At 40.9% G+C, this 13,150-nt stretch carries 10 protein-coding genes; all 10 read right to left on the reverse strand.

The genetic code is table 11. The features are described 5' to 3' along the window. Nucleotides 1–40 precede the first annotated feature (40 nt). The 10 genes from BIV16_RS11180 to BIV16_RS11225 all read right to left on the reverse strand — a co-directional run bounded on the left by BIV16_RS11180 (nt 41) and on the right by BIV16_RS11225 (nt 13,006). Nucleotides 41–1,396: a hypothetical protein gene (locus tag BIV16_RS11180; protein WP_075680867.1), complete on the reverse strand. Its 1,356-nt coding sequence runs from the start codon at nt 1,394–1,396 to the stop codon at nt 41–43. A gap of 143 nt (nt 1,397–1,539) precedes the next feature. After that, the gene (locus BIV16_RS11185) at nt 1,540–2,526 is read right to left on the reverse strand and encodes a CotS family spore coat protein (protein WP_242940392.1); all 987 of its coding nucleotides are present in this window, start codon (nt 2,524–2,526) and stop codon (nt 1,540–1,542) included. A 77-nt stretch (nt 2,527–2,603) separates the two neighbouring features. After that, entirely contained in the window at nt 2,604–3,938 is a 1,335-nt protein-coding gene (locus BIV16_RS11190; protein ID WP_075680869.1) for a CCA tRNA nucleotidyltransferase, read from the reverse strand. After that, nucleotides 3,935–7,249 carry a tetratricopeptide repeat-containing diguanylate cyclase gene (locus tag BIV16_RS11195; protein ID WP_075680871.1) on the reverse strand — a complete coding sequence of 1,105 codons (3,315 nt, stop codon included), beginning with the start codon at nt 7,247–7,249 and terminating at the stop codon, nt 3,935–3,937. The genes BIV16_RS11190 and BIV16_RS11195 overlap by 4 nt, the downstream gene beginning before the upstream one ends. Before the next feature lie 57 nt (nt 7,250–7,306). Then, a complete protein-coding gene (proS, locus tag BIV16_RS11200; protein WP_075680873.1) occupies nt 7,307–8,746 on the reverse strand; it encodes a proline--tRNA ligase in 1,440 nt (479 codons plus the stop codon). A 37-nt stretch (nt 8,747–8,783) separates the two neighbouring features. Then, nucleotides 8,784–9,437, reverse strand: a complete 654-nt coding sequence (locus tag BIV16_RS11205; RefSeq protein WP_075680876.1) for an RluA family pseudouridine synthase — start codon at nt 9,435–9,437, stop codon at nt 8,784–8,786. Nucleotides 9,438–9,450: 13 nt separating this feature from the next. After that, on the reverse strand, nt 9,451–10,062 hold the full coding sequence (locus tag BIV16_RS11210) for an HD domain-containing protein (RefSeq protein WP_075680878.1): 612 nt from the start codon (nt 10,060–10,062) through the stop codon (nt 9,451–9,453). Nucleotides 10,063–10,176: 114 nt separating this feature from the next. Beyond that, nucleotides 10,177–10,716, reverse strand: coding sequence for a prolyl-tRNA synthetase associated domain-containing protein (locus tag BIV16_RS11215; protein WP_075680880.1), 540 nt, complete (start codon nt 10,714–10,716; stop codon nt 10,177–10,179). Between the two features lie 114 nt (nt 10,717–10,830). Continuing rightward, nucleotides 10,831–11,520 carry a response regulator transcription factor gene (locus BIV16_RS11220; RefSeq protein ID WP_075680882.1) on the reverse strand — a complete coding sequence of 230 codons (690 nt, stop codon included), beginning with the start codon at nt 11,518–11,520 and terminating at the stop codon, nt 10,831–10,833. After that, nucleotides 11,513–13,006 (reverse strand): sensor histidine kinase, encoded by a 1,494-nt coding sequence (locus BIV16_RS11225; protein ID WP_075680884.1) that lies wholly within the window; start codon nt 13,004–13,006, stop codon nt 11,513–11,515. The genes BIV16_RS11220 and BIV16_RS11225 overlap by 8 nt, the downstream gene beginning before the upstream one ends. Nucleotides 13,007–13,150 lie beyond the last annotated feature (144 nt).

The raw sequence follows: 13,150 nt of genomic DNA on the forward strand, positions 1-13,150 counted from the left end.
CGGTTCTTTCTTTTGCCTGAAATCAGCCACTTTTTGCCTGTTATTGTGAATTTGAATTCGTAAAGGAGGACAGCAATTGCGATAACGTACTTAAGTAGTCTGTATTACTGCTTGAGCTGCTGCTACTATTGCTACTGCTGCTGCCTGTACCGCTGCTACTGCTTGTGCTGCTGCCAGAAGATGTTCCACTGGAGGTTCCGGTTCCAAGGCTCTCCCGAATGGTTCCACTGTCACCAATTCCGGTATTCGACGATGCATTACTATTTGTAGTTGAATTACCCTGTGACATTGTGCTGTCTGTCGAGCCGCTGTCAGATGATGTGTCAGAACTGCTATCAGATTCAGTCGGGTCAATCACAATGGTTGCCTCCGATGAGTTCACATAAAGATATTTACTCCAGGTATCATATCCTGGCACATTCACAATGATAGAATGTACTCCGTATTTCAACGATACGGTCTGGGAAAAATCAACATTCTGCCCATCTACCATAAGGCTTGCGCCGTCGCCTGCAATCACAAACGCCACATTACAGTATTTCGGACCTTCCCCTTTTAAGGTATCCAGATCTAGCGTCACCGTCTGCCCACGCTCTACCGTGATGTCGGTGCTTCCGCCATATCCATCGTTTGCAACCGTAACTGTATAAGTTCCCTCCGCAAGTTCCATCTGCATATCAGGTGTAATCTCGGAAAAGATTTTCGTTCCAATCTGAATATAACTTCCCTCAAAAAGTTCTGTATTCACAAGTGACAGTGTGCCATGCCCGGTTGTAACGGTAAGCGAAAGCAGTTTCTTGCCAACGCCAATCACACGCAGCGTGTCCTTCTGGTTCAAATCCGCGATATCTAAAATTGTGTCGTCTGAGTTTACCAAAAGGCTGCTATCATACCGGTATTTATCTCCTGCATACGTAAACATATTATAGTCTAAATCTATCGCATATTTGGACACGTCATCATATTCCCAGACGTCATCGGAAATCTGAATCGCATCCAGTTTTCCCTGCGCATCCTTTTGTCCGATTTTCACTGCTCTTCCGACATCAAAGTTGACGACGGATGTGTGATTCGCATACTTATCTAGAAATTTTGTTCCAAACGAATAGTAATACATATATTGTTTTCCGGTCGACAGTTGTTTTAAAATCAACATCTCTGTCTCCATATCATTTTTCATAATCAGATACAGATTATCGGGAATCGTCTCCGACTCTGCCTCCTGCGTATCCTCTTCTCCCTCTACTTCCTCTGTCGCTGTTTCTGTGACTTCTTCCTGGGATTCTCCGGTATAATAATGCTGTCCCATCACATACTCTGGACGTTTCGAGCCTCCGCATCCAACTACAAAAAGCATTAAAATGACCACTATCCCTGTCAAACTGTATTTTCTCATTTGCACTTCCTCACGTGATTTCATCACTCAATAATTTCGTCGTTCGTCAATCATGCAAGCATGTTTATTCACTTACACTCATTATATTATATCATATTCATCCTCATACTAATATAAAAATCTTGTATGTAAAAACTTAAGTTTCACTCCATGACCTTTGCAAGGCGAAACAGCATCTCTAAAAATTCACTCCTTGCCTTTTCCTGTTCGACCACCTTTCCAAGCTTTTCAATGTCTCTGCCGGAAAGCCATGCCTTGTGTGAATTGTAGTAATGGTTTGCAATTTTCCAGAATTTTTCTGGATAAGCAAGGTAAAGATAAAGGAGCCGGATTTCCTCCTCACCTAATTTTCGCTCTTTGTCATACGCTCTTATCATATCCAGTGCGAGACCGCAGTTCCAATTCTGTTTCTCTAGCATTTTCCGCATAAAATTCGCAAGGTCCGCCATCTGCACCTGATAAGAAAAGGCGTCAAACCTCACAATTGCAGCCTCTGACTTTTCAAACAAAAGATTGTGCTGGTTATAATCGCCGTGACAAAAACCGACCAGACCCGCATCTAACTTTTGCATCGCCAAAAGATCCGTCACCTCTTTTGCCTTTTCCATAAAATAATGGTATTGTTCCATGAACCGAACCTCGAATTCATTCTTTTTCTTCTTGGTACGGATATAATTTTTTACTTTATTCAGCTCGCGGTTATGTTTTTCATAGAGCCATAACATTGCATCCGGCTCTGACTTTACAAATTCCGGGATATCCCCCTGATACTCCCTCGATACAAGGTGCAGCCTTGCAAGCTCTCTTGCTCCGGCTAAAATATGATCCCTGTTTTTTGTATCACACTCCACCCCCTCAAACGTACCACAAAGCATGTATTTTGTGTCGTCGTTATCCTTGGCAGCCGGTTCATCTTCCTTGGTCCGCACAATGGTCTCCACCCTCAGTTGATGCGCTTTTAAAAAATCAAGAATCTCCGCCAAAAATTCAGCCCGTTCCATCGAGCCCTTATACTCTTTTAAAATCTTGGTTCCACAGTTTGTCTCGCAGATGTATGCCCTGCGCCCTCTTGCTATGGATTTTATCTCTAAGTCGTAAAGTTCTAATACCTGTTCTGGTCGATTATACACAAAAACCCCTCCACATGACTCATCTACGGTCTCTTGCCGTGTCAATTCATCTTATGTGTCGGGGTGTTGTTTCATACCTAACTTCTTTTTTGTTTTTGATAGAGTTCTAACAACGTATCCTTTTGATTCCATTCTGGATGCTCTAACACCTGCTGCAACAGGAACTGTAACATCTCGCCTAATTCCTTTCCCGGTGTCATGCCAGCCTGAATCAAATCTTTTCCGGTAAGCGCAAGGCTTTTTAAGGACAAACATTGCTTTTTCTCTAAAATTTCGTGGTAGATTTTTTCGTATTGGTTTACATAATTATTTTTCTCTTCGCGGTGGTAGTCGCTTTGTGCCGCAATGTCCGCTCTCTTTACTGCAAAAAGATTCGGATACTGCGCCTCTCCATTTCGAAAAATTGCATAACGGATTTCTTTTTCATCCAAAACCGGATTATCGTCATGGCAGGTCACCAGCCGCACCACTGCATCCGTCGTCTCGTTATCGAACTTCAGGCGGCGCATAATGCTTTTTGCCATCTGCGCTCCCTTTTTCGGATGTCCGTAAAACTGGTCACATCCATTCTCATCCGTTGTCAGGCATACCGGCTTTGCGACATCATGAAACAGCATCGTCAAACGAAGCACCTTGTCTGCCGGAATCTGCTGCAACGCTGCAATGGTATGTTCTCCCACCGTAAACTTATGATGCTTATTCTGCTGCTTCGTCTCCATCATCCTATCAAACTCTGGCAGGAAAACTTTGGTAAGCCCAGTCTCATAGGCACTTCTTATCTCCTCTGGATGAGGGGACACCAAAAGTTTTACCAGCTCCACCTGGATACGCTCTGCGCTGATTTTCGCGATATTGGGGGCAAGCTGCCGGATTGCATCTTTGGTCGACGCTTCCATCGTAAAACCAAGCTGTGCACAAAAGCGGACTGCACGAAGCATCCGAAGCGCATCCTCGGTAAAGCGCTCCGTTGCATTACCAACACATCGCACGATTCCCCGCTTCAAATCGCCCTCCCCGTCAAATGCATCTACAAGTCCTGCCACATCATTATACGCCATCGCATTGATGGTAAAATCTCTTCGTTTTAGATCTTCCAGTAGATTTGAGGTAAACAGAACCTCTTTGGGATGTCTGGCATCCTCATACTCACCGTCAATCCGGTACGTTGTCACCTCATAGCCGATATGGTCTAATAAGATGGTAACTGTCCCATGCTGGATTCCGGTGTCAATGGTATGTAAAAAAAGTTTCTTGACCTCTTCCGGTTTCGCTGAGGTCGTGATATCCCAGTCTTGTGGCTGTCTTCCTAGCATGGTATCCCTGACACATCCACCAACTGCATACGCCTCAAACCCATGTGCCATCAGGGTATCAATAATTTTTTTCACATGTTCCGGTAAAACTATTTTCATATTCGATAAGTTCCTTTTGTGGATGATTTAATGCAATAGAGCAGTTCATCCGCTTCTTTAATCAAATTATTAATGTCTTCCTCTTCCTGAATCTGCTCGGATGTGCTGATTCCAATGGAACAGGAAATCTTATATCTCTCATCAATTTCCACCGCATGACCCAGTTTCTTTGCAATCTCTTTTTCAAAACCATTGGTCTTTTCAATACATTGATAGATTTTCTTTGCGGTGTCCTCTAAAAACTGCTTGTCCGCTGTGTCAAAGACCAGAATGAACTCATCCCCGCCATAACGGCAGACAAATCCTTCTTCCACGCAAAAACCCCGAAAAATCTCTGCCATAGATTTTAAAATCAAATCCCCAATATCATGCCCAAACGTATCGTTATAATGTTTAAAGTTATCCAAATCGACAAACATCAGACTAACACTTGCACTCATTTTCCCAGAATGAATCTTATCTAGGATTTTTGCTACATTCTGATAAAACCCCTCTCTGTTGTAGATTCCCGTGAGCTGATCAGTAACAGCTGATAAATACAATTTTTTATTCATCTCAAAAATCTTGTCATACGCATCAAGACGGTTCAGGGAATAGCGCACTTCGCGCCATAGCAGCTGATAGATAGAAAGGTCATCATCATCCAGCATATATCGGTTCACAGAGGAATGCCAGTTGTCCTTCATCTGCACAAACGTAATAAAAATGGTATCAATCTGTGAGTTATTAAAAAATGGAATTGCCACCATGGAGCAGACATCATCCTCATCAAACAATGAGATAACATCCAAATGCTCGGTATAGTTACTGCTGATTTTGGATACGGCAAATCCTCTTGTGTATTTTTTCATCGCCTTTTCAATGACAGCAATCATTTCTGTTGTCATTTCACGCTCAGTATCATTATAAAGCACATGTGGGACACGCTCTGCGTAACGGATATATACCCCCTTATCAACACTAAAGTGGTTTCGAAACATCTTCATGCCTTCTTCCACAAGCTCCTGCGACGTCTGCCCTGTCACATCAATGATTTTCTGCCAGGTCGAGATAAAATCCAATTGGCCTTTTTTGGTCTTGTATGCTTTTATAATACTTTCTGTCTTTAATAATGTCTCTATTTTCTCTTCTGAGATGCATTCGCATTTGGCAGGTTCTGCAACATCTTTTACCATATCTTTCAATATTGCAAATGTATTTTCCTGATAACGCTCTTTACGTGTTTTCTCAAAGTTTTCCAAATCTTTATGTTCACGCTCATATAATTCCATCTTTCCGAGTGCCTTCATACACTCCATTCGTTTCTGGCGAAACAGCGCATAGCTAAAGAACTGGTTTCCCTCGGCACGTTTCAGATATACCTCAGCAATCTCAAACTGTTCAAATGCCTGTTCTAAGTTGCCATTATGCATCGATAACAAAGCAGTTGAAAATGTATAAAGAAACATATCATCATCACATTTTGCATAATCATGTATGATTCCGATATCATTTTGCATATTCTCTTTTTCAAATACATAATTTAAGAACTGACGGCAATTGTAAAGGTAACGCTCACAGTCAAATTGATTTTTCTGTAAAATGCCAACCAGTGCCAGCAATCCATATAACTTAGAAAGGTTGCAAACACGCAGGCTGTTCAGGTGAAGCTTCTCGATTGCTTTCATGCATAGAAGAAGATAGTGCTGTGCAGCCTGATAATTTCCCTGCATAATACAGTTTAACGACATGTTATACTGCACCTCTGCAATATCCTCTGAGCTTTTCAGTTCATAAAACATCCGAATCGCTTTGTCGTAATATTTTTGTGCATTTTCATTCTGTCCCATTGCACAAAGATTATACGCAACACCGGAAAAAATTCTTGCACCGTCCACAGAGTTTTTCTCTTTCAATGCCTCATAGGTTCTTACCGAATACAAAATCGAAATTTCGTACATTCCATTCGTGGATGCAATCATGATATTTTTCTGATAGGCGTTCGAAATCAATTGCTCGTTTCCAATTTTCTTGGCAAGCGATACCCCTTTGCTAAAGTATTGTAAAAGTTCTTCCGATTCATACGCCTTTGCAACAACTTCCGGTTTGTTATCATTCGCATAAATATATATATTTGCAAGATGATTCTCATAATGGCGTTCTTCCAGCTCCTCTAACAATTTCTCATCTACAACTAAATCCTGTGCACAAAAGAAAATATTACACCAGCCGGACATCTGAATCTGGATTTCCAATAATTTTGCATGAAACAGCCAATAGGCATTGTCATTTTCCCTTGCAATCTCCATTCCCCTATGCGCAAGCTTAAATGCCTGTGGCAGTCTGCCTAAATACATATATGCGGTTGCAGCAAGAAAACAATATTCATACTTCTTTTGCGCTTCTTTTCCCGGAATCTGAAGCTTTTGGATATCCTCGCACACCTCTAATGCTTTCGCCATATCCCTTGTCATGATGGAAACATAGGCATACTCCTTCCAGAGCTGGAAAATGATTTCATCTGAAATCGTAAAATTATCCAGTTTGATTCTACGCTCCCACTGTCCCAGCAAATAGGCTGCCTGTTCAAAATCCAACAGCTCAATCAGGTTTTTAATTTTTACATTCTCCTGCTCACTGCTGACTTCAAACGACTTTTCTTCACTGACAGCACCCTGTGTTTTCTTCTGCATATTGCCGATATGATAGACTCTGCTGCCGTCATCTAATTTTTCAAAAATCGTATCCCATACCGGAATCAAAAACTCTGGCATGGACTGCTCATCACTGACACCAATGACAATACCAATATTCTTGGTTTTTCTGGAAAGAAGTTTTGACAGAAGAATCATACTGCTCCTGCTGGCAAGCTGGAATCTGTTAACTACAATCATAATTGGATGGATTTCGGCAAGGCGCAACAACATCGTGACAATTGCCTGCGCCATCCGTGACTGCTCATATTCCACTTCTCCTAGCAAAATCAGTTCTTCCCGGACGCATACACCTGTCTCATAGTAGCTTAACAGCGCTGACCGGTGCAGTTTATAGACTTCACATTCTTCCATGAACGAGGAAAAACTTCCTGTTCCATATTTTCGGAACATCTTGCAGATAATCTCCAAAAACGGTTCATATCCACCTGCAATCTCTTCATGATTAAATTCATGACAGGAAAAGAAAACGTCCTGCCGTCCTTGTTCACGACTGACGCTTTCCAAATCCCAAATTGAAAAATCATTGTTATATCTGACTAACAGGTAGTTTTCCTCCAGCTTCCCCACCTGGCCTGATACCTGCTCAATAACGCCATTATAATACTTTTCTATCATAACTTTTCCTCGTAAAATCCCCTGTCTTGCAACGGTTTTCTTTCGTATGTTTTTCTCTTAGTATGCTTTTCCCCAATATACTAATTTGTGTGCCGGTTTTCCACAGCAGACACAGACATCCGAAATCTTTTCCTGATCTTCAAATGGCATACAACGTGATGTTACTGCAAGATCCTCTTTAATTTTATCTTCACATGCCTGATTCTCGCACCACATACCACGGATAAATCCTGGTTTGTTCTCTGCGATATCTTTCATCTCTTCATAATTGTGTGCATCCCAGATATGAGAATCACGATGTGCTTTTGCACGTTCATACATATCTTTTTGAATCTGCTCTAAAAGTTCTGGAACCTTTGTCTCTAACTCATCTAAAGATACTTCAATCTTCTCTCTTGTATCACGGCGCACTACCACGCATTTATTTGCTTCGATATCCTTTGGTCCTAATTCGATACGAACCGGAATACCACGCATCTCCTGTTCTGAGAATTTCCAGCCTGGACTCTTATCGGAGCTGTCTAATTTGGCACGGCAGACTTTTCCAAGACGGTCACATACTTCCTGCGCTTTGTCTAACACACCCTCTTTATGCTGCATGATTGGAATTACCATTGCCTGTACCGGTGCGATTCTTGGTGGTAACACAAGACCGGAATCATCTCCATGAACCATGATGATAGCACCAATCAGACGTGTTGTCATACCCCAGGAAGTCTGGTGTACATACTGTAATTTATTTTCCTTATCTGTATACTGGATACCAAATGCTTTTGCGAATCCATCCCCAAAGTTATGGCTGGTACCGGACTGTAATGCTTTTCCATCGTGCATCAATGCTTCGATTGTGTAGGTTGCCTCAGCACCTGCAAATTTTTCTTTCTCTGTCTTTTGTCCGCGGACAACCGGCATTGCAAGTACTTCCTCACAGAAATCTGCATAAAGATTGAGCATCTGGATGGTTCTCTCTTTTGCTTCCTCTGCTGTTGCATGTGCAGTATGGCCTTCCTGCCACAAGAACTCTCTGGAACGTAAGAATGGACGTGTCTCTTTCTCCCATCTTACAACGTTACACCACTGGTTATAAACCTTTGGCAAATCACGGTAAGACTGAATCAGGTTCTTGTAAAAATCACAGAACAATGTCTCAGAAGTTGGTCTGACACAAAGACGTTCTGGCAATGGATTCAATCCACCATAAGTAACCCATGCTACTTCCGGTGCAAAACCTTCAACATGGTCTTTCTCTTTTTCCAAAAGACTCTCTGGAATAAATAAAGGCATATAAACATTCTCTACGCCTGTCTCTTTAAATCTTCTGTCAAGTTCATGCTGGATATTTTCCCAAATTGCATAACCTGCCGGTTTTATAATCATACATCCTTTTACAGATGAGTAGTCAATTAACTCTGCCTTTTTTACGACATCGGTATACCACTGCGCAAAATCATCCTCCATGGATGTAATTGCTTCTACTAATTTCTTATCCTTAGCCATTTTGTAACTCCTTCATTCTTTTTCACTATCTCTAATACTATGTCAAACGAAATGGGTTGTCAATTTCAAAATCCATTTTCTTCTTTGTCCTGGGGTGTCGAAACGATATTTTATAGGAACAAAGACATAATTCATTTGAAAAATGCTGCATATTTTCTTTAAAATTATACTTTCTGTCACCCACAATGGGAAAGCCTGCATGCGCAAGCTGAACACGAATCTGATGATGCCGTCCTGTTTCAAGTTTAATTCGAAGAAGTGCCTGCTTTCCATTCTGCTCTAACACTTCATACGCTAACTCTGCGCGCTTTGCATCCGGCGTTGACTTTGGTACAACCTTCGACGTATTGGTTTTCCCATCCCGAATAAGGTAATCTTCTAACGTTGCCTTTCGCTCCTCTGGAACACCATCCGTCACTGCATAATAAAACTTATCGGCTGCCTTTGTTGCAATCTGTCTGTTTAAAGCTGCTGCTGCCTCTTTTGTCTTTGCAAATACCATCACACCGGAAACCGGCTGGTCTAACCGATGCACGACACCAATATAGGGAGGCTCTCCTTTTCCCGCTCTGGCATTTTTAAGAAGGCTCTCCATATCTGCCTGCCCTAACCGCTTTGTCTGGGTTGCAACACCGGCTGGCTTTTTTACCACGCATATTACATCATCTTCGTATAGGTATTCTAAATTCATACTTTTTCCTACTTTAATCTGTACTTTCCTTACTATTACTTTCCTTAATGTTTCCCTTTTTGATGTTTTCCTGGATTATTTGATCGGTCAACTCAAATAATTTTTCGGAACCTTCTTTGGTTCTTCCCTGTCGTCCATAAACCTGTTCGGAAGAAACTCCGTGTTCTCTCCAATCCGCACCGCCATTGCTGTTGTTTAACATTAATGGCTGGAGGTTATCCATTGCATGTGCAAACTTTGCCTCCGGCGTCTTATTTTCCTCGAATTCATCAAAAATTCCCATCAGCTCTTTTTTCTGGTCTTCTGGAAGAATCGAATAAAGCCGTTCCTTTGCAGCATCCTCTCTTGCCTTTTGTGTCTTCTTTCCCTCTGTGTCATAGGCGTAGGTATCACCTGCATCAATTTCAACAACATCATGAATCAGGCACATAATCATCGTTCTGGTAATATCAATCTCTTCATTTGAATATTCTTTTAACAAGTACGCCATGATTGCCATATGCCATGCATGTTCTGCATCATTTTCATTTCTTCCGTGATTCGATAAATGGGTCTGTCGAAAAATATTTTTCTCTTTATCAATTTCAAGTGCAAACTCCATTTGTTTCTTCAACCGTTCTTCCATCTTGCTATTGCTCCCGCCTTCGGATGCTTTTTATGCATAATCGTACATAAAACACTTACTAAAATTCATTATACCACAATTTACGCCATGACCCAATGGTTTCTTTTTTGTACTTTAGGATACCTTCACAACCATATAATCATGTTCAATCTCTTTTAAAAAGGTTCCAAAAACATCCTCTACCTTCATTCGAAGACTTGATGTATTGATACAAGGATGGCATCCTAAATATTCGCTTTTTAGCACATCTTCATCTACCAAAAGCTTTACCTGATGTTCTTTATCATTCATCAAACCTAGTACACTGACCGAACCCGGCGTGATATCCAAAAATTTTTCCATATATTCTTCCGGGGCAAAAGATAATCTCGGGCTTGGAATCTGAGGTGAAATCTCCTTCGTCTTAAACTTCTTGTCATCTCTTATCATCAAAAGATAAAACCTTGTTTTCTGGCTGTTGCACAGGAACAGATTTTTGCAAATCACCGCTGGTGCAAGCACTTCATCGATTTCCTTACAGGCTTCCATCGTCATCGCCGCCTCATGGTCCACCCTTTCATAAAAAATCCCAAGTTTGTCTAACAAATCATAGGTTCTGATTTCCTTTTCCAAACGTCCTGTCTCTTCTTTTGGTCTTCCTGCCTCTAACTTCATATCTGTTCTCCTCTTTTTATATTGTGTCGTATTCCGTTTCGAAATATTTGTTCGTTCCTATTACATAAAAGAAAGATGCTGCACGGCTGCGCAGCATCTTTGCTTATTATACTGTTACAATTTAAATCTGTATCCTACCCCCCAGATTGTCTCAATATATTGAGGTTTATTGGTATTCATCTCAACCTTCTCACGAATCTTTTTGATATGAACCGTTACGGTTGCGATATCTCCAATGGACTCCATATCCCAGATTTCACGGAACAATTCTTCCTTGGTAAACACATGGTTTGGATTTTCTGCGAGGAAGGTTAAAAGGTCGAATTCTTTTGTTGTAAACTGTTTTTCTTCCTCATTAACCCAGACTCTTCTTGCTGTCTTGTCAATCTTGATTCCACGAATCTCAATGATGTCATTTTTCACTTCATTACTGCCAATCAGGCGCTCATAACGGGCAAGATGAGCCTTCACCCTTGCGACAAGTTCACTCGGCGAAAACGGTTTCGTAATATAATCATCCGCACCTAAACCAAGTCCTCTGATTTTATCAATGTCATCTTTCTTTGCTGACACCATTAAAATCGGTGTATTTTTCTGTTCACGGATTCTTTTGCAAATCTCAAATCCATCGATTCCAGGCAGCATCAAATCCAGGATGAACATATCGAAATCTTCTGACAACGCTCTGGCTAGTCCACGGTCACCCGTATTTTCAATCTCAACCTCAAATCCACTCAGTTCTAAATAATCTTTCTCTAAATCTGCAATTGCTTCTTCATCTTCTACAATCAAAATCTTACTCATTTGGTACCTCCTGATATTTGCGAATAACAAAATACATGACCGTTCCAATCGATTCCTTGCTGGTTGCCCATATTTTGCCACCATGATCTTCTATAATTTTCTTTACAATTGACAAACCGATTCCACTTCCACCGGTTGCAGAATTTCTAGAAGCATCTGCGCGATAGAAGCGATTGAAAATATATGGCAAATCCTTTGCCGCAATTCCTTGTCCATTGTCCTCAATTTCAACCTGGATAAAATCCCCAACATCTTTTATTCTAATATTGATGAAACCCTTTTGTTTGTCAAGATATTTCACAGAATTTCCAATAATATTGTGAATGACCCTTCTAAGCTGCTCCGGGTCCGCAATGATCACGGTATTCTCGTCCGTATAGTTAAAATAGGCAAGTCCAATATTTTTTGCCTCTAAATCCAATCCAATCTCTTCGATACAATCATTAAAGTAGTCTGTGACATTTATTTTTGCAAAATTGTAAGGAATACGGTTCGTATCAATCTTCGAATAGAGTGTCAGTTCATTTATCAGCGTATCCATCTCATTTGCTTTGTTATAGATGGTTCGAACGTATTTATCCCGCTTCTCAGGTGTATCCGCAACACCGTCCATGAGACCTTCCGCATATCCTTTTACCGCGGTGATTGGTGTCTTAAGGTCGTGCGCAATATTGCTAATCAAAGCTCTGTTCTCACGTTCGTTCGAAACTTTTTCCTCGGCGTTATCTTTCAGGCGCTGTCTCATCTCTTCAAAGTTATGACACAGCTCTCCAATCTCATCATCGCTGTCCACCTCAATCACAAAATCAAGATTTCCTTCTTTGATGTTCTGTGTTGCAACCTGCAATTTTTTGACCGGAGTAATCAGGCTTCTGTAAATCCATATTGTAAGCATTGCTGCCGTTAAAACCAGAATCAAGACAATCGAAGCAAAGGCATCAATCACAAGATTTTTTACTTCTGGAACCATTTCCTCAACTTTTGTAATAAGGAAAACGGAACACTCATTGCCATCCTTGCAATAAAAGTCAATCTGTTTGATTAAAATCTGCTTATCCCCGTCCATGTATACACCAGAATTCAAATCGGAACTCTCATCCCCAGCCCCAAATTCTGGAAGTTTTGTAAGAAGGGACGCATCATAATCCGAACCGATATACGTTAACTCTTTTGCTTCACGTACCACAAGATAAGAATATTTCGATTCCAGTTTCTCGTTCATGGAATCCAGATAATCTTCATCTTCAAACTTCTGAGGTTCTTCTTTGGAAACTTTAAGTAAACTCTCATAGTCATCCTTCGTATACCGGTTCAGAAGTTGAAGTGAATTGCCAAAATAATTATATCCATCCGTATCCACCCCGTAAGTCTGGCGGATTGTACGCATCTGTATCTGTTGGAATCCCACAATCGTAAAACCAGCCAAAACAATCGGGACGAAAATAATAATGCAAAATGATATGATTAATTTCGTCTTAAACTTCATATATCCCACACTTTCCTTTATGTATTTATCTCATCACTCAATAATTTTGTTATTCCTTAATGCTGCGAGCATGTTGACTCACTTACACTCATTATATCATGAATCATTTCCATTCCCATTTATTTTATCTAAAAATATCTAAAG

This window comes from Roseburia sp. 831b (genome assembly GCF_001940165.2).
Classification (GTDB): Bacteria; Bacillota; Clostridia; order Lachnospirales; family Lachnospiraceae; genus Roseburia.